We start from the raw sequence: 22614 nt of genomic DNA, 5'->3' as shown, positions 1-22614 counted from the left end.
AAGCAAAACCGTTGTCTTTATTATTCTAGCGATTGCTGGTAATTCATTCTTTAACGTAGTTGAGTGTCATGTCGACCAAAAATACCCTGCCTAATGAGCCATTAGATGAAGATCCAGCACAACGAGATGCCCGCGCCGTAAGACGTTGGTATCCAGTATCTTTTGTGCTCAAATTGCTGGTGCTGATTCTTATCGTGCTAGCGATTATGTTTGCCATCTTCTTATATGCGGCGGGTACTGAGTCAGGTACTAAGTTTATCTTAGGAAAAATCAGTGCAGAAACCGGTATTGAATTCAAATACGGTAGCGGTAATCTGCGCGAGGGTCTATGGCTCACTGATATCGATATTGTTGCCAATGAAGATCTTGAGATATTGGTAGATAAAGCCTATGTCAAAATAGGCTGGCGCGCCGTCTTTGCCAAAGAAGTGCACTTGCGTGATGCAGACATACAAACCATTGAGATTATCAATAAAAAACCGCCAACAGGCAAAGCTTTCGATTATAGAACCTTAAGCTTACCGGTCAATCTACGTTTCGATCATGCAAAAGTAAAAACCGTTATTTATAAGCAAGTAACCCGTGACCCCATTGTTGTGCATGATGTTGAAGCCCGTGATTTGACTTGGGTTGGCAGTATGGTGACGGTTGGTCGCGGTAGTTTGCGATATGGTGATATGGTTAAGGTCAGTGCTTTAGAGGGTCATGCCGATTTACAAGGCGACTATCCTTTAGATTTGAGTGCCATTGTAGAGGTCAGCGCTTTAGAAAAAGCCTATATTGACCCGCTGAACATCACCGTAACAGGCACGTTAAAGCGTACCGTTGGCAAGATCAGTAGCCGTTACAATGATGGTGCGGTTAGTGGCGACTTTGTGGTGCAAGGTTTGGATCCTGATGCGCCGTTTCAGGCAAAGCTTGAATGGGACGATATTCTGGTGCCTTATGCGGACAGTCAAAACATCCACTTAAAGAGTGGTATCGCGACCGCATCAGGTGTGATCTCAGAGATACGCCTGCGTATCAATACCGAATTGACCGCCAAAGACATTCCCTCAGGACAGTACCAAGGACGCGCCATTCTTGCCAATCGTCAGTTACGTGTCGATCGCTTAGATGCCGATGTTGCCGCTGGCAATTTGATATTGCAAGGTATCTTGGATTGGAACGGCAGTTTTGATGCCAAGGTAAGAGCAAGCGGCAGTAACTTTGATGTGCGGCGCGTCATTCCTAAAAAATATGCAGCCTTTAAAGTATATGCCCCGCAAAAGTTAAACGGTCGATTGTCCGTTCATTATCAGCAAAAAAATAATGCAGGTAATATGGAACTGGATGCGGCATTACGTCAGCGTGATGGTGAGCGAGTCAATGCCAATATCGTCCGTGGCAAAACCTCAGCCAAATCTAAGCAAGTCGCGCCTTTGTATATTGATGCGAAATGGCAGAACCTTGTACGTAAAAATATCCCTAATATCGGCAACATTGATAGCCCTAGTGGACAAGCAAAGGTGATTGTCCGCGGCGCAAATCTTTCGGTCGATGGTAAAGCCATTATTAATGAGCTGAATGCTGCGCCCAAAGGCAATTACGATGTCAAGCTGCGTAAGGCTGGCAATGTCATTGATATCAACCGCCTAAACTATAAAGGGGTGGTGGGCGATTTATCAGGGACAGGTCAGATTCAATTGGCAAGTAAAAAACGTCCGCTTACTTGGCAGATTGATGCACGTACCAATGGCTTATTGCCCAAAAAATACCGCAGTGACATACCACTTGAGCGCCTAACTGGTCGTATCAGTGCCCGCGGGCGACTGCTGAATATCACTAAAAACCGCGTTAAAGGTCAGCGGCATATTATCAGTTTTAATAATACGGATTTGCAAGCGCAGCTGGATGCCACGCAGAAAGGTCGTGATATCGGTATCACTGGCAGCGGTGATGCCAGTGTCGATATTATCGGCGGTAAGCTATCGGTCTTTGACGCGCGTTTTGATGGTCAAATTGATACCGCTGATGTGCCAAAAGGTCGCTTATCAATCGATGCCGCTGGTACGCCAAATCTGATTAGTGTTCGTAAGTTAAATTATAATGGCGAAGCAGGTGCGGTCAAAGCCAAAGGTGTTATTGACCTAAGAAATAACATCGGCTGGACGCTAGATGGTCGCTTTGATAAGTTTAATCTGGGTTATTTCTTGCCTAATAATGCTGCCATTATTACCGGCGATTTAAAAACCAGTGGCGTATGGCAAAGTCCGCCAAAGAATAATGCTAAGGCAAAAGGCGTACTGAAAAATTTCGTCGTAAACTTTGATGGGGTCTTAGACGCTGAGCAATTGCCAGCAGGTAAACTGACCATTGATGCCAGTGGTAATGCACAGCTCATTCGTATCAAGCGTTTCCGACATGTGGGCGCAGCAGGCAGTATTGATGCTAAAGGCACCGTTGATATGCGCCAAGGTCTTGCTTGGGATATTGATGCAGTCATGGATCGCTTTAATTTAGGTTATTTCTTCAAGGACATACCGAGTACGATTACCGGCACCATTGATAGCAGTGGACGTTGGGGCGATACCCAGCAGACGATTAATATCAAACAAGTAAATTTGAGTGGGATGTTAAAAGGTCAACCACTTAGCGCCAAAGGCAGCTTGACAGCCAAACTACATCTACCAAAAGACTTGGCAAGCTATTTCCAACGTTTGCAAAAACAAGATGCGCAGGCACAATATAAGCAAGTGAACGCGTTAATTGAAAGCTTAAATGCCAATAATTTGGTACTGCGTTGGGGTGATAATTACCTCACCGCTAACGGTAATGCCAAACAGCTACAAGCTAAAATTAATATCACAAGCCTTGATCAGCTCTCAGATAAGCTTGGTGGTAAAGTCTCTGGCGGTGCCACTTTGTCACAGCCAGCAGGACAAGCATTGCCGACGATCTATGTTGATTTGGTAGGTGAGCGTATCTCGCTGCCAGGCTTTATACTACGTCAAGGTCGTATTCGCGGCAAACTGGTTAACTTAGCAAACAGTCCAAGCCAGTTCATTGTCACTGCCGAAGGATTAACAGTGGCGGGGCAAAGTTTCAAAAGTCTTAAGGCAACCTTTAATGGTACTGAACAAGCGCACGTAGTTGATTTTGATCTGCTTAATGAGAAGCTCAATATCTCAGCAAGGCTCAAAGGTGGCTTTAATCGAGATAAGCTTAGCTGGTCAGGCGTCATCGGCAAGGGTCAAGTTAAATCCAAATATGCCACATTAAATCAGTTGCAGCCGGCGCAACTGATTGTTAATTTGCCTAAGAAACAAGGTAAAAATAGCTCGGACTTAAAAGTACAGCTGGCGGCACATTGTTGGCAGGCGACTGACCAAACCGGCAAGCTGTGTTTACGTGAAAACCTCATCGCTTCAGCTGCCAGTGGTCAAGTTGATTTGGCGATACAGAAAATAGATACCTCGCTATTTTCGGCGTTTTTACCGAAAGATATTGATTGGCACGGCAAGATTAATGGTAAGGCGATTATCGGCTGGCAACGTGGTCGTCCACCGACCATTAACACCACACTGTACTCTGACAACGGTAAAATTGGCTTGATTCAAGACGGCGATAGCTTGCCTGTCACCCTACCTTACAAGCGTATTTCACTCATTGCTGTGTCTGTACCAAATGGTCTAAAAATACGCTCAGATATCAATACAGGTCGCGGTGCTCGTGGTTATGCAGAAGTCATCATCGACCCTTATAAAACGCCAAAACCAATCTCAGGTGCACTTGTGCTCAATGAGCTTAACTTGGCCATTTTCAAGCCTTTCTTTCCTGGGATGCGAGTGCTTGAAGGCAATATCACCATGGCAGGTGGCTTAGGAGGTACGCTAGATAAGCCGCAGTTCTATGGTGATGTGAAGTTGGCTAATGGTCGTATGGCGGTCCTTGGTTTGCCCATTAATTTAAATAAAGTGAATGCCAACGCCAAAATTCGTGGTACGCAAGCGGTCATTGATGGCAAGTTTAATAGTGGCACAGGTACTGGAACGCTCACCGGCACCGTTGACTGGCAACAAAAACTACAGGCAAAACTGAGTATTATTGGCAAGCGTTTGGTATTAACCCAGCCGCCATTATTAGTGGCTGAAGTCAATCCTGATATCGATATTATCGTGCGTCCAGGCGATCGTTATGTCAATATTACAGGGGCAGTCAGTGTGCCGTCAGCGACCATTCGTCCACCAGAAGCTAGTGAAGACATCGTTACTCAAAGCGAAGACGTCGTTGTGCTTGACCGTCGCCTCATTGGTAATATTGATGAGGTCTTGGCCATCTCAAAACCTTGGTCAATCAATGCTGATATCGGTATCGATTTGGGCAATGATATTAACTTCCGCGGTTTTGGTGCGGTGATTCCTTTAGCAGGGGCGATTAATATCACGCAAAATGGTACGGGCATCATGCGCGCAAAAGGTGTCGTGCAAGTATCACGTCGTACCAATATCAACGCCTTTGGTCAAAATCTAGAGCTTAACTATGGTCAAGTGCGCTTTAACGGCGATGTGATGAAACCGAGTCTGAGTATCGAAGCGGTTAAGAATATTAGCGGTAAAACAGTTGGTGTCCGCGTCAAAGGTAATACCGAAAGCCCTAATATTATCGTTTTCAACAATGCTGGGCTTACGCAGCAGCAGGCGATGAATGCTTTGATAACGGGTCGTATTAATAATCAAAGCGCCACTCAAATCAGTGAGCAAGGCTTTAAATCTCAAGTTACCAATAACTTAGCGGCTGCTGGACTGAGCTTTGGGCTGAGCGGTACGCGTAATTTGACCAATCAAATCGGTCAAGCATTTGGCTTCCAAAGCTTGACGGTTGATGCTTCAGGCAGCAGTGAAGATACCAATGTCAATGTCACCGGTTATGTGACCCCTGACTTATATATCCGCTATGGTGTGGGCGTCTTTAATGCGCAAAATAGCCTATCGATACGTTACCAGTTGACCCGCCGTATCTATGTAGAGGCAACGTCAGCAGCAGAAAATGCCGTGGATGTGGTTTATAGTTGGCAGTTCTAACGATTGTAGCTAAAAAGTCATACTTGTTATGGTTTTGGCGGATTGAAGGTAGTCAGTTAATCCACTATAGTCAGGGAAAAGTAATATCGATACATCAAGTACTGCTGATATTAATTTTTCTTGCTTGCTGTGCCTACGCAGACAGAGGCTGCAAAAAATTTATACCAGCAGCACTGTAGCGTTTTTGAAATATTTTAACTATATGATCATTTGATCAAATAAAAAAACGCCTTTATAAAGGCGTTTTTTTATGAGTATTAAGACATTTTATTTGGTTAAGATCAATCGATTGTTACGCGTTAAGCGTAGGCGATATTCTTCGCCCTCATGTTCAATACGTACCTCTTTAGTCAAAGCAAACAGGTGCTGTGATTGTAAAGTAGGCAGACGGTTTTCACGGAAGCTCAAATGACGAGAGACAACAAGACTCATGGTAAATTCCTTTTGATAGCAAAATGGCAAATATGCAAAGCAATAAATACTAATAGAACATAATTTATTAACGATAATAATTATCATTTAGATTGAATGTTTTTGCAAGCTAATTAATAAAGTAAATGAAGGCGATTGTGTAAACTTATCTAACGGTTTTTTATTTCAGCAATCGTAGCCATCAATCTCAGCAGCCATAAAGGAAAATAGGATGTCAGTCGAGCAAAGTACCTCTATAAAAAATAATTCAATAACGACAGTCAATGTAGCCGTTGCCGTTATTCATTATCAAAATCAATATTTACTGGGATTTAGAGGGACTTCTCAGCACCAAGGTAACCGTTATGAGTTTGTAGGCGGAAAGATAGACGCTCACGAAACAGCAAAACAAGCGCTGATACGAGAAGTTGCTGAAGAGACAGGCATAAACATCGACAATAATACGGCGGTTAAACTGGGTCGATTGCATCATGATTATGGGGATAAGCAGGTCTGCTTACAGGTCTACCGCATTGAAGTAACTGCGCAACAATATGCGCAATATAAAAATCTAAGCTATGGCTTAGAAGGTCAAAAGCTGACATGGGTAGAAAAAGCAAAGCTGCTAGCAGGGCATTATGATTTACCAGCTGCCAATAAGACAATTCTTACGTGGTTGCAACTACCAGCGCATATAACGGTTACTTATCCCCTAGCGCACTTTAGCGACTCTTCCAATCCTATGACCGCATGGTCACAGTATCATCATGAGCATATAGCGGCTGATGCTTGGGTTTATATGCGAACAAAAGCAGCAGGGGCAGAAAACAGTATCAAGCAGCTATTACAACTACGTCCTGATATTCAAGCAATTACCCCTGACAATTTGGATACTGACAAAGCAGATAATGCTGTAATAAGTCGTCAAATTATAGCAAAACATTTAACACAGACTCAGCTTATGCAACGGTCAAGCAGCGATGCAAAAGAGTCTATGTCGTACTCTGCCGTATCTACAAGCTTGCCATTGATAGTCAGCTGTCATAATGCAGATAGTATTAATGCTGCCAATCAACTGGCGTATGCTCGCTTGCAGCAGCAGCTACCACCCGTTATCGGTATTTTTTTGGCACCTGTTGAGTACACCCAAACCCATCCTGATACGCCGCCGTTAGGTTGGCAGGCGTGGTCAAAATTAGCAGCATTAGCAGACATGCCAGTTATCGGTTTGGGTGGTTTGTCCCCTATGATGTATCAACAAGCGATGTTACATGGCGCGGTCGCCGTCGCTGGCATTCGGCAGTTTTTAAAATAGGTATTAGCGCCATTGCTATTATTATCTTTATAATAACTTGAAATGCTAAGCACATAATTAACTATTGAGATTGATACCAGTAGCGTAGATAGAGCAGAGGCTTGCTTTAATTCTAAGCTAAATATGACGCTGGCAATTAGATAAGGTAAGTCACTGCTTTCAATATTTTTTAATAGTTAATAAAATTGTAATCTTCCGTGGTCTATATACAGAATTACTTACAAACCGTTGCGTTTTCCTACATTGCTACACTGTTTTGATTGGGGCTTTACCATTACTATAAGTCATTACTTATCGAAGGGCGCAGAATAGCCCAATGGGTTATTACAGCAACTCTTAATTCTTATAACAAATTTAATGTTCATTTATCTATTGTCGAAGTGATTAATGGAAATTATTTTGTATCTGTCTGATAAAAAAGCGCTTTTAATAATCACTATGAATAAATGGTATCCCTATGAAAACCAACAACTTACCGAGATCAGTATGGTCTGATTTTAAGGCAGCTGGTTCTCAATCGCAGCAGACTGACCAGGCATCTAAGCATCAGTTACATAAATATGAGGCAATACAAGCAGGTAATATTGACCATGCTAGTAACGATGCTAGCTATAGGTACAAAATTTGTAATGACGAGTATTTGGATAGTCTGGCGCAAGATATGTCTAGCCAAGCCAGCTTTTTTGGCTATAAAAGTGTCAAAAAAACTGAAGTAAGCACAAAAAATTCTAGCGTAATGGATAATAATATCTTTACAGCCAGTGCTGTTGATATCAACTCTAGTAAGACCAATATTTTTGAAGAATTTGAGCAATCGACAGTTGAGGCAGGAAATAATATCTTTACTAAAGACCCAGCAACTATTGCAGAAATACCGGAGCGTATATTTATGAATGGTCTTATCAAGCATACTGGCATTGCCCTAGCTATTATCATCCCACTAGCGGCATTTTCTGCTTATGCAGCGACACCGCCTGTGACCCAAGCTGCTGCCGCAAACACCATTAAGGCCACGACAGCGTTAGTCGATGTTAAAGCCAGTAATATTATTCATAAATCTGCTAGTACACCGACTACGGTAGATAGCGTTGATCTCAATAAATATGCTGGTACTTGGTATGAGATAGGTCGATTGCCGATGTATTTTCAGCGCAACTGCGCCAGCGATGTGACCGCGACCTATATTGAAAAAAGCGATGGTTCGGGCATTAAAGTTATCAACCAGTGCAAAGCTGAAGATGGTTCAAGTATTAACGCTGAAGGCTTAGCAAAACCTGCTGATGCGACAGGTAGTAAACTGAAAGTGACCTTTTTGCCATCGTGGATTCGTTGGTTGCCAGTAGGGCGAGCTGACTATTGGATATTGGCACGTGATCCAGACTACAAAACCGCTCTGGTTGGTACCCCTGATAAAAAGTATTTATGGCTGCTGGCTCGTTCGCCAAACGTAAGCCAAGAAACTTATGCCAAATACCGTCAAATTGCCCAGCAACAGGGTTACGACTTAAAAGAATTTAAATTAACGTCGCAGAGTAAGCAGACGGTGAATTTGATTCCATAAAAGTCTAATAATGGTTTATATTGCCTTTATTTATCACGGCTCTTGTATTTATCATTGTTTAAATGGATTTATAATAAGGCAGCATAATAGGCTGCCTTTATCGTAATAACCCGTTTTATTATGCTAAATCGGTAGTCATCAAATAGCTTCTGACTCATACAAATTTGTTATCACTAGCAAAATAAGGCGTTTTAAGCTAAAATCTAGCTTATCTACAGACTTCTATGATAATAACCGATGACAGCAGTCGTCTGTTAGCATATCTGAGTGAGTGCATAGACTGTATATACCCTATTCAATGATATTTCTTCCTATTTTACTGATTCCCCAATACTGACCATAAGGATGTTTCTCGTGAGTAACGCTGATACCTTACGCCAATTACATCAAGACCATTTGAGCAACTATAATAATCAAGAGCAACAAGCGATTGAGCTGATGGGGCTATTGAATAAGCTCTATAACGAGCAAGATGTACAAGTGACTTTATTTGGTGATACGCTAGACACCCATTCAGTAGGTCAAATATTGGCGTTGCATCAAAAAGTTGCCTTGCGTGACCAAGGTGCTCATGCTATTGATATCGCTGATACCTTAGCGATGGTGAAAGTTTTAGCGGATAACAAAGACATTCAAGCTACTCGTGTTGACGTTGGTCAGCTAATTGCTAATGACAGCGGTATCCAAGCGGCATTGCAGTCTATTGATAACACTAATGCTGCTATCAATGGCGCGGCAGATGTGGTGCTATACGGTTTTGGTCGTATCGGTCGTATCTTAACGCGTCTGCTATTATCACAAGCGTCAAGTACCAAAGGTATGCAGTTAAAAGCCATTGTCGTACGTCCTGCAGCAGCTGGTGACTTGGCGAAGCGTGCTTCATTGCTAGAGCGTGACTCAATTCATGGTAGCTTTGCAGGCGGCGTGATTGTTGATGATGAAAACAATGGTTTGATTATCAATGGTCGCTTTGTCCAAGTCATCTATGCAAAAGACCCAAGCGAGATCGATTATACGGCTTATGGTATTAACGATGCATTAATCATTGATAATACGGGTATTTGGAAAGATGAAGCCGGTCTTGGCAAGCATCTACAATCGACAGGCGCAAAAAAAGTGCTATTAACGGCACCTGCTGGCGGTGAGATTAAAAACGTCGTATATGGCGTTAATAACAATACGGTTGGCGATGACACTATCGTCAGTGCGGCAAGCTGTACAACCAATGCGATTACCCCAACGTTAAAAGTGTTAAATGACGAGTACGGTATCGAAAACGGTCATGTTGAAACGATTCATTCGTTCACCAATGATCAAAACTTGATTGATAACTATCATAAAGCGGATCGCCGTGGTCGTAGTGCGGTATTGAATATGGTTATTACTAGTACTGGTGCAGCTAAAGCAGTTGGTAAAGCGCTTCCTGAACTAAACGGTAAGCTGACTGGTAATTCTATTCGTGTCCCAACGCCAAACGTTAGCTTAGCAGTTTTGAACTTAAACCTTAAAACCGCGCCAGCGAGTGCTGATGCATTAAATGAATTCATGCGTAAAATCTCAAATAGTAGCCAGTGGCAGACACAAATTGCTTATACGGACTCCACAGAAGCAGTATCGACGGATTTTGTCGGTGATACGCATGTGGGTATCGTTGATGCTCAAGCGACTATTTTGACGGACAATCATGCCATTGTTTATATTTGGTATGACAACGAAGTAGGCTATAGTACGCAAGTATTACGTTTGGCAACGCAAATGGCAGGTATCAGTTATGCGCAGATTCCAGCTTAATATTTGCGTTTAATAACAATGGCTCGGTTATAATGCTTTTATTACAAAGCAGGTCATTGGTTAGATAAACAAGTGAATATGATTTTAGCGGTAATATATACAGCACCCGATAGTCCGATTGGTCATCGGGTGTTATTGTCATAAATAAAGCAATGACAGATAAGTAAAAACCTGCAAGATATTTTAAAGACAAGTATAAGCTCGAGGTAAAACAACCTTGATTGAGCTTATAAACCAGATTGTAAATAAAGGAAGGTAAGATGCGATTTATTGATGAAGCCGTCGTAACGGTAAAAGCAGGTGACGGTGGTAACGGAATCGCCAGTTTTCGCCGAGAAAAGTATGTCCCGCGCGGTGGTCCTGATGGTGGTGATGGTGGCAAGGGCGGCGATGTTTATGTCATTGCAGAGGATAATACCAATACCCTAGTTGATTATCGTTATACCCGTCGTCATGACGCCATGCGCGCTGAGAATGGTCATAGTAGAAACTGTTCAGGTAAGGGCTCTGATGATCTTTTTTTACCAGTGCCTATTGGTACGACGGTCGTTGATACCGAAACAGATGAAGTGTTGGGTGATTTGATTGAAATTGGTCAGACTTTACTGATTGCCAAAGGCGGTGACGGTGGTTTGGGTAATACCCATTTCAAAAGCTCTACCAACCAAGCACCGCGCAAAGCCACGTCAGGTTTTGAAGGTGAGTTAAAAGTTCTTAAATTTGAGCTAAAAGTAGTGGCTGATGTGGGCTTAATTGGTTTACCTAATGCTGGTAAATCTACTTTTATCCGCCAAGTCTCTGCTGCTAGACCAAAAGTTGCTGACTATCCTTTTACCACGTTAGTACCTAATCTGGGTGTGGTCGATATTGGTCGTCATCGCTCATTTGTCATGGCTGATATTCCGGGTTTGATTGAAGGCGCCTCAGAAGGTGCTGGACTTGGTATTCGCTTTTTAAAGCATGTCGCTCGTACGCGTCGTCTGTTACACTTGGTTGATATCAAGCCTATTGATGGCAGCGACCCTGTACAAAATGCTCGAATTATCTTAAATGAGCTGGAACGTTTTTCACCTGAATTGGCGAATTTGCCGCAGATTTTGGTATTAAACAAAATCGATCAGGTAGCTGAAGAAGAGTTAAATGAGCTCTGTACTCATATTGTGGCAGAGCTTGGCTGGACAGGCATTGTTTTTCGTACTGCCACTCTAACAGGTGAAGGCGTTGATGCCATTAAGTACCACTTGATGAATGAGATCGAGCGTGAACGTGAGCGTGAAATCGAAGATCCAATCTTTGCTGATGCACAAAAAGCACGATTTGAGCGCTTAGAGGCAGAAGTTCGTCTGAATACTGAAGCTCAGCGTGAAGCGTATCGTGCGGCTCGTAAAGCGGCACGTGAAGGTATGGATTTATCGGATGACGATTTTGATGGCAACGATGACGATGATGATGGCGTCGAAGTGATTTACGCCCTTTAATCTGATTGGTCTTTGCACGTATTTTTTAGATGTATCCCCATGATTAATTTACCATAACAACAGGAGTTTATATGGCAGTTGGCATAGAGAACACGATAGAAGAAGCAAGGTTTGTTGAGCAAGCTCGTAACTTTGATATTCAGCGCGTTATTGTCAAGATTGGCTCATCGTTATTAACCAATAATGGTCGAGGGCTTGATCGAACTGCCATTTACGAATGGGCAAAGCAGATCGCTAAACTTCATAAGCAAGGCGTAGAGGTGCTGCTCGTATCTTCAGGTGCTGTTGCTGAAGGGGTGGTGCGTATGAATCTTGAGGAACGTCCCAAAAAACTGGCGGCATTACAAGCCTGTGCATCTGTCGGACAGATGGGTTTGATTGAAACCTGGTGGTCAGCATTGATTCAACACGGTATTCAAAGCTCACAGCTATTGCTGACGCATGATGATTTGTCTAACCGTAGTCGTTATCTTAATACCACTGGCGCGCTAACGCAGCTATTGGAATGGCGAGTGCTACCGGTCATTAATGAAAACGATACCATCACCATTGATGAGATTAAGTTTGGTGACAACGATACCTTAGGGGCGATGGCAGCGGCGATGGTCAATGCCGATTTGTACATTATCTTAACCGATCAAGAAGGTGTCTTTACTGACAATCCACGCCACAATCCTAATGCCAGAATGATCCGTCAAGAGCGTGCGATGGCTGATTATTTATTTGATATTGCAGGTGATGGCGGCAAGCTGGGTCGCGGTGGTATGTTGACTAAGATTCGTGCTGGTCGTCTTGCTGCAATGGGTGGTTGTCCGACGGTAATCGTGAGTGGCGCTATCGATGATGTGATTACTAGAGTGGTAGCAGGCGAAGCAGTCGGTACCTTATTGACCACCAATGATCAAGATAAAATTATTGCCCGCAAACAATGGCTTGCGGCGCATTTGCGTATGTCAGGCTCTTTAATTGTTGATGCAGGTGCTGCAAAAGCCGTGGTCAAGCATCAAAAAAGCTTATTACCAGTTGGCGTGTCTGAAGTGCGTGGTGATTTCGATGAAGGCGATGTGGTTGAAATCGTCCATCAGGATACCGGCGAGCGTATCGCCGTTGGTCAAGTCAACTTCTCCTCTCGAGATGCGCGCCGTGTTGCTCGCGAGCGTACTGAACAGTTCGATCGCATCCTCGGTAACAATGAAGAACGCGTCGTCATGGTACACCGTGATAACTTAGCATTAACGATGTAACACTTGCAGGATTTATTGCTTAAGAAGTGTTTTTATAATACGCGTTTGACTATTCTTTTCTTTAACGTCATTTATTCAGCGCTATGTTTACTACATATATTGCTGTTTTGGAGATTTGTACATGAGTGCTGTAGATAATAATAATTCGCTTGAGCAAAAATTTGCGCCTTTGAAAAATGATAGATTGCTACGAGCACTTCGTTTTGAACCGATCGATACCACGCCTGTCTGGATGATGCGTCAAGCTGGTCGTTATTTACCAGAATATAAAGCGACCCGTGCTGAAGCAGGTGATTTTATGAGCCTGTGTAAAGATACCGCGCGTGCGACAGAAGTCACCTTACAGCCATTACGTCGTTATGATTTAGACGCGGCTATTTTATTCAGTGATATCCTGACTATTCCTGACGCGATGGGATTGGGTCTTTATTTTGAAGCGGGTGAAGGTCCTAAATTTAAACATCCTATTCGTCAGCAGGCAGATTTGGATAGATTGCCGGTACTCGATGTCAATGACTCTCTCGATTATGTCATGCGTGCAGTGACCAGTATTCGTACCGCGCTCAATGGACAAGTACCATTATTTGGTTTTTCTGGTAGTCCGTGGACGCTAGCGACTTATATGATTGAAGGTGGTAGCTCAAAAGACTATCGCTATACTAAAGGGTTTTTGTATAGCAACCCTGAATTCTTACATCAGTTATTAGATAAATTAGCGACCTCTGTGATTGATTATCTCGATGCCCAAGTCGTGGCTGGCGCACAGATATTGCAGATATTTGATAGTTGGGGCGGCGCGCTTGGTCATCGTCAGTTTATTGATTTCTCACATACTTATAATAAACGCATTGTTGCTGAGTTAAAGGTACGCCATCCTGAAGTACCAGTAGTATTGTTTACTAAAGGTGGCGGGCTGTGGCTGGACGTTCAAGCCGACAGCGAAGCGGATGCTCTAGGTTTAGACTGGACGATGCCGATTGATCGTGCCCGTCAAGTATTGACCGAAAGTCAGCGTCAGTTAACCAAGCACCATAAAAAACTACAAAGTAGCAAAGCCATTCAGGGTAATTTAGACCCTGCAACTTTGTACGGTTCTCCGGCGACTATCCGTGCTGAAGTCAATGCAATGCTCGATAGTGCTTATGTTAACGGCGAAAAGACCGGCTATGTGGCAAATTTAGGTCATGGTATTACCCAGTGGGTCAATCCTGATAATGCCAAAGTATTCATTGATGCGGTACATGATTATAAAATCTAAGCAGGACGATTCGAGATATAATTTCAGTTATTTGACTGACTCTATATCTTGTATTGATTAAGTAATAGCAAAGTAGCAAAAAAGGATGTCTTATGATTTCAGCAGCGATTGTTGGTGGCACAGGTTATACGGGTATTGAGCTGATACGTTTATTGTCTGCTCACCCTGAGGTGTCTATTGATTTGCTAACCTCGCGTAGCGAAGCAGGCACTCGCGCTGATGAGATATTTCCAAGTTTACGCGGTATCTCAGATATTGTGTTTAGCGACTTGGGGGACGAGACGCTAGCGACATTGCAACAGTGCAATGTGGTATTTTTTGCCACACCCCATGGCGTGGCAATGAAGCAGGCAGAAGCGCTTACTCAAGCTGGCGTCAGAGTCATTGATCTGGCCGCTGATTTTCGTCTGCAATCATTGGCTGAGTTTGAGCACTGGTATCAACAGCCACATGCTTGTCCTGAGCTACTAAAAACAGCCGTTTATGGTTTACCTGAAATTAATCGTGACAAAATCGCTAATGCTTTGCTCGTTGGTAACCCTGGTTGCTATCCAACCACGGCTATTTTGGGTTTAAAACCCATTATAGATTTGCAAAACCAACAGGCAGTGGCACTGATTGAGTCGCGTATTGTTATTGATGCAAAATCTGGCGTTTCTGGTGCCGGTCGCCAAGCAAGTCTTGCACTTAATTATGCTGAAAGCACAGACAATTTTAAGGCATATAGCGTTGAAGGTCATCGCCACTTGCCAGAGATTGAGCAAGGTGTTGCCCAGCTATTAGACAGTCAATTTAACCATCGCATTCGTTTTTTGCCGCATCTTGTACCGATGATACGTGGCATGCTGAGCTCCATTCATATGGAGCTTACCGATACGGGTGCTTTGATAGATTGGCAACACGTATTTGAACAAAGCTATCAGTCAGAGCCATTTATTGATGTCATGCCAAAAGGGCTGTATCCCGATACCCGTAGTGTACGTGCCAGTAATCGCTTACGTATTGCTGTTTATCAAGACAATGAGCGTGCCGAATTGACGGTGATTGTCGTACAAGACAATTTAGTTAAAGGGGCGGCGGGGCAAGCAGTGCAAAATATGAATGTCATGTTTGGACTTGATGAGTCTCTTGGCTTAAATTTTGCGCCCATCGTTCCTTAACAGATGTTTACTTGTAACCAAATCATTACTATTTATGATACTAGGTATTGATTATAAATTCCGCTATAATAACTTGCCTTTCCTGTTAAGAGATACTGCCTAAATGCGTTTTAAGAGTGTACTACGCTTTTGCTCACTGCCAGCACGCCCATCGTGCCAAAACTCTGTTTCCTATGAATTGGAGCGTAGCTTACATTGTTCATCGCTGTATTCTGACAATCAGCGCAGTGCCACTAAGCATGGCAGCATTACTCGCTCACAACAAGGCGCTTCTACATTGGTGTTAGCGTTATTTGTGATTGCGATATTGGTGACGGCAATGGTCGCACTAGTATTTGGTCATAAACTTGGTTATCAACGTGGCTATTATTCGATGCAAACCGAAACCAAGCAAGCGGTCATTACCAGCAAAGAGTCGCTCCAAGAGCTAAAAGATTTGCGGGTCAGTCATAAAATAGCGACCAATGAGGTTGCTACTTCTAAGCAAGAGCTAGAAATAAGTTTGGCAAATTTAAAAGAGTTGCGTGAGAATCAGCAAGCCATCATGGTTGAAAATAGACAAGTCGCTCAGCTTAATGAGCTCTATGCTGAGATTGTAAGTGAGAAGGGCGGCATGCCTTTACAGATATTGGGTGCAAAGATTGAGCCATTACCTGAAAATGCCTTTGAATATGGCTTTGATATTGGTATGCTCGCAAGCGATGGTAAAGCCAAACGTTTAAAGCCAACGTTGACATTGCTTAACGACGATGATTTTGTAGAAGTGCCATTAGACCCAGCAAGTTATCCCATTGAAGGCGTTGCTCATATTCGTGGTCGTTTTACAATGCCCGCGGGTTTTAAGCCTTCGCAAATTAAGCTCAATCTAAAAGCCGGTGGTCAAGAAGTCGAGCAGCTGTATGATTGGAAGCTTGGTGCTAAAGTTGATAATATGCCATTATCACTGTTAGATTTGCCAGAGGTTGATAAAAGTCCTATTGAATATTAGTAAGGTATCAGACCTGATAACCCTATGCCTAGCGTGATTCTACTCATCTCTTTTAACCTTTTATATTCTATTGTAACTATACTTATTCATTAAACCTACTTATTCATTTGTATGCTAATTATGATAAAACAAACAATATTACCCGTAACGCCAATCACATCAGATTGGCATTTTCCTAATATGCCTATGCGTCTTGCGCAAGTGGGTGAGCCCGACGGTGAAACGACCCCGCAGGCTGATGTATTAGTGGCAGAGCCAGAAGTGGCCAAACCGCCTATGTATGCTGTGGTGATGTATAATGATAATTACACACCGATGGAATTTGTCGTCTATATTTTACAGTCTGAATTCCGTCACAGTGTGGATTCGGCCGTTGAGATTATGTTGACGATTCATAATAGCAGCAAAGGTATTGCTGGTATTTATCCTAAAGATATTGCTGAGACCAAAGCCAAAAAAGTCAACAGTCTTGCCCATCGTGAAGGCTATCCATTATTGACACAAATCGAGCCGCATCAAGGTGAGTAGTTGCTTTACACCTGAATATAAGACTTTTTCCTCCTCTGTTTTCCCCATCTTTTATAAATAAATTTTACTCTTGTAGTGCTTTTTTTAGAGCAATTTCAATCAACTATTGACCTTGCTTTAAAAAACCTGTCTTTTCCCAAATGCTGTCAATTGTTTGTTATTATAGTCAGTGAAAAGTAATATCGATACATTACGTACTGCGGGTATTAATTTTTCTTGCTTGCTGTGCCTACGCAGACAGAGGCTACAAAAAATTTATACCCGCAATACCGTAGCGTTTTTAGGATATTTTGACTATAGTCTAATATTTTTTTCTAAATCTGCGCTTACTTTCTCGTTTGACACTTGATTTTCATCTCGTAATGCCCTATATATCTAAGTACACTTCTCATTATTAAATCAAATGGCAGCTTTGTTTGCTTCGCTATTTACATTTGATTTTTAGAGTCCTTTATTAAAAATGCTGCACCAACAACTGCTGTTTGAGACTCTTTTTTTATTGCTTCGTTTTTTAGTATGATGCCAATTTTCACTCTGCCTTTGGGCTCTCTAAATCGTTCATTGGTTTTTATCGCTGTCAGATTCACCATATCCTTTCTTAATAGTGTCTTTTCAAAAAATGCTCACACCATACTTCGATACATTTTAGTATGCGTTAATAGATTGACTATACTTGAGTATCATGTTGAGATAAAGAGAAGCGAGGATCATATCCAAGCCATGGAAATCAGTATTTAATCATATCCCTTAATAATACTCATATTGCCCTTGAACAATCCATCTATCGCCCTGATTTACTTACTAATTCATTCATAAAGCTATCAATTATAAAGATAGGTATAACCGTAGGAAGTCGTTATGTTAAGTCGTCATCTTGAAGTTTCTTTGCGTTTAGCAATGACACTTGCGCGCCAAAAATCGCATGAGTATCTCACTGTTGAGCATCTCTTACTGGCACTCTTAGAAAACACTCACGCTGCCAATACATTGACGGCCTGTAATGCAAATGTCTCAGCACTACGTACCGAGCTTGAGGCTTATATTAATAAGCATACCCCAACGGTTGATCCTGATACCGAGCAATCCCCACAGCCGACTCAAAGCTTTGATCGTATCCTGCAACGTGCTATTTTTCATGTGCAGTCTATCGGTGGTGGTCGTTTGGTTGAAGGGTCAGATATCTTGGTCTCAATGTTTTCAGAACATGATACTTATGCCGTTTACTTGCTTAAAAAACAGGGCATTAGTCGTCTTGAGCTGACCCAGTACTTATCACATGGTCAAGATAAAGATGAGCCCTCTGAGCCGCGTGCTTCTACGACTGGAGAGCGCCGTGGTGGTGCCTCAGAAAAAACCAGTAAAGATCCATTGGTTGAGTTTGCGTCTAATTTAAATCAGCGCGCTGCTGAAGGTAAAACGGATCCACTCATTGGGCGTGGTCCTGAGATTGAGCGTGCCGCGCAAGTATTGTGTCGCCGCCGCAAAAACAATCCATTGTTGGTCGGCGAGCCGGGTGTCGGTAAAACCTCTATCGCTGAAGGGTTGGCGTGGCTCATTATCAATGATAAAGCACCGAAACCATTGAATGGTTGCGTGATTTATAGTCTTGATATTGGCTCATTAATCGCGGGTACTAAGTATCGCGGCGATTTTGAAAAACGTATGAAGTCGCTCCTTGATGCGCTGAAGAAAAAGCCAAATGCTATTTTGTTTATTGATGAGATTCATATGATTATTGGCGCAGGGTCGTCAATGAGCAGTAATATGGATGTGTCAAACTTGATTAAGCCGGCACTTGCCAATGGCGAGCTGCGTTGTATCGGTTCAACTACCTTTACCGAGTATCGTCAGGTATTTGAGAAAGACCATGCCTTATCGCGTCGTTTTCAAAAAATTGACGTGAAAGAACCAAGTGTCGATGATACGATTGATATTTTGCGTGGTCTTAAGCCACGTTACGAAGAATTTCATAATGTTGTGTATACCGATGAAGCGTTGGTTACTGCCGTCCAATTATCAGCCAAGCATATCCATGAGCGTTTTTTACCGGATAAAGCAATCGATGTTATTGATGAAGCGGGTGCCTACAAGCGTTTAGGAATTGTAGCTGATGCAGCTGATATAGAAGCAGAAGAGAGCTTCATTGCTGATATAGAACAAGATTTTGATACGCAGATTGATGCTGATATTGAAGGTCTCGATGGCGACACCTATAGTGACAACGAAATGCAGGATGAAGCAGACACTGCAAAAGCCAATGATCGTGCAAAATCGTCTGTTGATAAGAAAGCAAAAGCGAAGCGTGCACCGATAAAAATCGGTGTGGCAGATATTGAAGCCATTGTTGCCAAGCTTGCGCGCATTCCGCCCAAGTCAGTATCAAGTGACGATAAGAGTATTCTTCAGCATTTAGATCGTGATCTTAAGCACTTAGTATTTGGGCAAGATGAAGCCATTGCGACCCTTGCTGATGCGATTAAACTATCACGAGCCGGTCTAAAAGCACCAGATAAGCCAATCGGTTCATTCATGTTTGCTGGACCGACAGGGGTTGGTAAAACAGAAGTATCACGTCAGCTGGCAAAATTGCTGGGCGTTGAGCTGGTACGCTTTGACATGTCAGAGTATATGGAAGCTCATACCGCCTCACGTCTGATCGGTGCGCCTCCCGGCTACGTAGGTTTTGATCAGGGTGGACTATTGACTGAAAAGATCAACCAGCATCCGCATTGCGTATTGTTGTTTGATGAGATAGAAAAAGCGCATCCAGATGTCTTTAACTTGTTGCTACAAGTGATGGATCACGGTACATTGACGGATAATAACGGTCGGGTTGCTATCTTTAAGCAAGTCATTATTATCATGACCACGAACGTCGGTGCTGATAGTATTAGCCGCTCTTCTATGGGCTTTACCCAGCAAGACCATAGCCGTGACAATACTGAATCGCTCAAACGCGTCTTTACCCCTGAATTCCGTAACCGTCTCGATGCCATCATTCAATTCAACCCGCTGGATACGTCAGTCGTTGTATCAGTAGTTGATAAGTTCTTGGTTGAGCTACAAGTACAGCTTGATGATAAGCAAGTGACTTTAGAGATTGATGATGAAGTACGTGATTACTTGGCTGACAAAGGTTATGACCGTCTGATGGGGGCGCGTCCAATGCAGCGTCTGATTCAAGATGAGATTAAAAAGCCATTGGCAGGTATGATTTTATTTGGTGAATTGGTGAACGGCGGAGTGGTACATCTGACCTTGGAGCCAGAAGCCTCAAATGGCGAAGCTGTGAAGCTTGAGAAGTCTTCAGACAAAGGCTCAGCAGACAGTCGTATTATCCTAACCGTCGTTGAGACTCATGAGCCGCATCCGGATTCTGAGTCGTTAGCAAGCTAAGTTGTCTAGTAGTAATATTATAAGAACGGTTACCTTGTTATCGCGGTAGCCGTTTTTTTATTGTTATAATTTATACGACAGTCAGCCCAGTATTTTGCTAGTATCAACGAGCGTATCCTGATAACAAATAAAAAAGGATTGATGATGGAATTATTTGACGTACAACCCACAAAGACAGCGGCGCAAAAGCAAGCGATTTTAGACAATGTCCGTTTACCAGAAGATTGGAAGCAGGCGTTAGCAGAAGAGTTAACCTCTGACAATATGGATAGCTTGCGTGCTTTTTTAAAAGAAGCCTATCAGTTGGATAACAGTATCTATCCACCGGCACCGCTGATGTTTAACGCCTTAAATCTAACCCCTTTATCGCAGGTGAAAGTCGTTATTTTAGGTCAAGATCCTTATCATGGACCTGGGCAAGCAATGGGGCTATCTTTTTCAGTACCTAAAGCCATTCCAAAGCCGCCCTCACTCAATAATGTGCTTAAAGAGATGGCAAGTGATATTGGTATCACGCCTTCAAAACATGGTGATCTGACTTACTGGGCACAGCAAGGTGTATTATTATTGAATAGCTCCTTGACCGTAAGAGAAGGCGAACCAAACAGCCATCAAAATAAAGGCTGGGAGCAGTTCACTGATGTGGTCATTGATGTGATTAATGAGCAAACAGAGCATACGGTATTTATTTTGTGGGGTAGTAAAGCGCAGAAAAAAGGCAAGTATATCAATACCGATAAACATCTGATTTTGACAGCGGTACATCCATCGCCACTTGCGGCTAACCGTGGCGGTTTCTTTGGTTCTAAGCCATTTTCAAAGACAAATGATTATTTGGTACAGTATGGTCAAACGCCTATCGACTGGCAGCTACCACAGTAAATGAGATATTTTTTACCTACAAATTTGTCGATTTATCCTCCACTAAATAGTTCATCAGTGGATACTGTTGCAATAATAGAGCAGATTCAGACAGCTCTATTTTGGTCAGTTGAGGATATCAAGTGGATGAAAGAGGCGTTAAAACTTGCCAAGCAAGGCGCTGAGCGAGAAGAGGTGCCGGTAGGCGCTGTCTTGGTATATAATCAGCAAATCATTGGTCAAGGTTTTAATGAACCAATTGGACGCTGTGATGCGACGGCTCATGCTGAAATTGTAGCTTTAAGAGCGGCTTGTACACGCTTAAAGAATTATCGCTTGCCCCTAAAGACTACCTTATACGTGACTTTAGAACCCTGTACCATGTGTGTGGGTGCGATGATTCATGCGCGCGTCGATAGATTGGTATATGCAGCGCATGAGCCAAGAGCAGGGATGGTTGGTAGTCAAATGAACTTGGCTGAGCAGCCTTTTTATAATCATCATATGCAAGTTGATGCAGGTTTATGTCGTGAGCACAGTAGTCAGATGCTAAAGGACTTTTTTCGTCAGCGCAGAAAAGCGGCAAAAGCCAATCGTAAGATGAGCGATTAACAAGATATGATTTTTGCTGCTAGTGATAGGTCGCTTTGTTTGCTATAATATCGCCCTATTTAGTTGTTAATGAAGTTTTTTACTTGCATGTCTTTGATAAACAAGTAAAAGAAACCTTATTTACGCTTCTATCATTATTTATTTTGTTATAAAAAATGCCGACTATAAAGTGAGTGTTATGACTGTTATCAACCTTAATACCGCTAATAACAGTGAAACAACCTCTTTGCGTTTCCCTGTTATTTGTATAGATGGCCCAAGTGGTGCAGGTAAAGGTACAGTTACATGGCGCTTAGCACAGGCTTTAGGCTATCAGCTGCTTGATTCAGGTGCACTATATCGTATCGTGGGACTTAAGGCGTTTGAAGCGGGATTGATTACTGCCGATGCAAGCCAAGTCATTGATGAGATGGCTGTATTAGCGTTGACGCAAAGCTTAAAGATTGCCTTTGTCCCTAACAATGCGTCAGGACGTGTTGATATTATTGTGAATAGTGAGGCAATAGGCGAGCAAGTTCGTAATGAGGCAGTTGGTGGTTATGCATCGCAGATAGCAGTATTTCCAAAAGTTCGTCAAGCACTATTAAAGCTGCAACAAGATATGGCAAGCCGTTCAGGATTGGTTGCGGATGGTCGTGATATGGGTACAGTGGTATTCCCAGACGCTGACGTCAAGGTGTTTTTGACTGCCAGTGCTGAAGCGCGTGCTGAGCGCCGTGTAACGCAGTTACTAAATGCGGGTCAAACAGCGGATTTTGAAGCGATTCTAGTGACAATCAAAGAACGTGATGATCGTGATGAGAATCGGTCGACGGCACCATCAAAGCCTGCAGCGGATGCGCTACTATTAGATAGTTCTAACTTAGACGCTGATGCGGTTTATAAGCAAGTAAAACAATATTGTCAGGATAAAGGTATTTGCTTTACTAGCTAATAAAAATAAGGTAG

16 protein-coding genes are annotated in these 22614 nt (G+C 42.8%); 14 read left to right on the top strand and 2 right to left on the bottom strand.

Going from position 1 to position 22614, the window contains the following annotated elements:
* Positions 1–68: 68 nt before the first annotated feature.
* A complete protein-coding gene (locus JMW90_RS01800; RefSeq protein WP_201561411.1) occupies positions 69–5063 on the top strand; it encodes a translocation/assembly module TamB domain-containing protein in 4995 nt (1664 codons plus the stop codon).
* Between the two features lie 267 nt (positions 5064–5330).
* Here the strand turns inward: JMW90_RS01800 and hemP are convergent, their stop codons facing one another.
* Positions 5331–5495 (bottom strand): hemin uptake protein HemP, encoded by a 165-nt coding sequence (gene hemP, locus JMW90_RS01795; RefSeq protein ID WP_201561410.1) that lies wholly within the window; start codon positions 5493–5495, stop codon positions 5331–5333.
* A 211-nt stretch (positions 5496–5706) separates the two neighbouring features.
* On the opposite strand from hemP, the gene JMW90_RS01790 reads away from it, so the two are divergent.
* The 9 genes from JMW90_RS01790 to JMW90_RS01750 all read left to right on the top strand — a co-directional run bounded on the left by JMW90_RS01790 (position 5707) and on the right by JMW90_RS01750 (position 16797).
* Positions 5707–6789: an NUDIX domain-containing protein gene (locus JMW90_RS01790; protein ID WP_201561409.1), complete on the top strand. Its 1083-nt coding sequence runs from the start codon at positions 5707–5709 to the stop codon at positions 6787–6789.
* A gap of 457 nt (positions 6790–7246) precedes the next feature.
* On the top strand, positions 7247–8350 hold the full coding sequence (locus JMW90_RS01785) for a lipocalin family protein (RefSeq protein ID WP_201561408.1): 1104 nt from the start codon (positions 7247–7249) through the stop codon (positions 8348–8350).
* Between the two features lie 345 nt (positions 8351–8695).
* Positions 8696–10141 carry a glyceraldehyde-3-phosphate dehydrogenase gene (locus tag JMW90_RS01780; protein WP_201561407.1) on the top strand — a complete coding sequence of 482 codons (1446 nt, stop codon included), beginning with the start codon at positions 8696–8698 and terminating at the stop codon, positions 10139–10141.
* Positions 10142–10401: 260 nt separating this feature from the next.
* Positions 10402–11619: an Obg family GTPase CgtA gene (gene cgtA / locus JMW90_RS01775; RefSeq protein WP_201561406.1), complete on the top strand. Its 1218-nt coding sequence runs from the start codon at positions 10402–10404 to the stop codon at positions 11617–11619.
* A gap of 71 nt (positions 11620–11690) precedes the next feature.
* On the top strand, positions 11691–12863 hold the full coding sequence (gene proB / locus JMW90_RS01770) for a glutamate 5-kinase (RefSeq protein WP_201561405.1): 1173 nt from the start codon (positions 11691–11693) through the stop codon (positions 12861–12863).
* Between the two features lie 121 nt (positions 12864–12984).
* Positions 12985–14121: a uroporphyrinogen decarboxylase gene (gene hemE / locus JMW90_RS01765; protein WP_201561404.1), complete on the top strand. Its 1137-nt coding sequence runs from the start codon at positions 12985–12987 to the stop codon at positions 14119–14121.
* A gap of 92 nt (positions 14122–14213) precedes the next feature.
* Positions 14214–15281: an N-acetyl-gamma-glutamyl-phosphate reductase gene (gene argC / locus JMW90_RS01760; protein WP_201561403.1), complete on the top strand. Its 1068-nt coding sequence runs from the start codon at positions 14214–14216 to the stop codon at positions 15279–15281.
* A 103-nt stretch (positions 15282–15384) separates the two neighbouring features.
* Positions 15385–16269: a hypothetical protein gene (locus JMW90_RS01755; RefSeq protein WP_201561402.1), complete on the top strand. Its 885-nt coding sequence runs from the start codon at positions 15385–15387 to the stop codon at positions 16267–16269.
* A gap of 120 nt (positions 16270–16389) precedes the next feature.
* Positions 16390–16797 (top strand): ATP-dependent Clp protease adaptor ClpS, encoded by a 408-nt coding sequence (locus tag JMW90_RS01750; RefSeq protein WP_201561401.1) that lies wholly within the window; start codon positions 16390–16392, stop codon positions 16795–16797.
* Between the two features lie 428 nt (positions 16798–17225).
* Here the strand turns inward: JMW90_RS01750 and JMW90_RS01745 are convergent, their stop codons facing one another.
* Positions 17226–17387, bottom strand: coding sequence for a hypothetical protein (locus tag JMW90_RS01745; RefSeq protein ID WP_201561400.1), 162 nt, complete (start codon positions 17385–17387; stop codon positions 17226–17228).
* 268 nt (positions 17388–17655) lie between these two features.
* On the opposite strand from JMW90_RS01745, the gene clpA reads away from it, so the two are divergent.
* The 4 genes from clpA to cmk all read left to right on the top strand — a co-directional run bounded on the left by clpA (position 17656) and on the right by cmk (position 22600).
* Positions 17656–20193, top strand: coding sequence for an ATP-dependent Clp protease ATP-binding subunit ClpA (gene clpA, locus JMW90_RS01740; protein WP_201561399.1), 2538 nt, complete (start codon positions 17656–17658; stop codon positions 20191–20193).
* 144 nt (positions 20194–20337) lie between these two features.
* Entirely contained in the window at positions 20338–21075 is a 738-nt protein-coding gene (locus JMW90_RS01735) for a uracil-DNA glycosylase (protein WP_201561398.1), read from the top strand.
* On the top strand, positions 21076–21666 hold the full coding sequence (tadA, locus tag JMW90_RS01730) for a tRNA adenosine(34) deaminase TadA (protein ID WP_201561397.1): 591 nt from the start codon (positions 21076–21078) through the stop codon (positions 21664–21666).
* A 178-nt stretch (positions 21667–21844) separates the two neighbouring features.
* Positions 21845–22600 carry a (d)CMP kinase gene (gene cmk / locus JMW90_RS01725; RefSeq protein WP_201561396.1) on the top strand — a complete coding sequence of 252 codons (756 nt, stop codon included), beginning with the start codon at positions 21845–21847 and terminating at the stop codon, positions 22598–22600.
* The last annotated feature ends 14 nt before the right edge of the window (positions 22601–22614 follow it).

Origin of the sequence: Psychrobacter glacincola (assembly GCF_904846215.1) — a bacterium.
GTDB classification, from domain to species: Bacteria; Pseudomonadota; Gammaproteobacteria; order Pseudomonadales; family Moraxellaceae; genus Psychrobacter; species Psychrobacter glacincola.
Note: the sequence above shows the minus strand (reverse complement) of the source record. Positions and strands in the feature narration are given on the sequence as shown.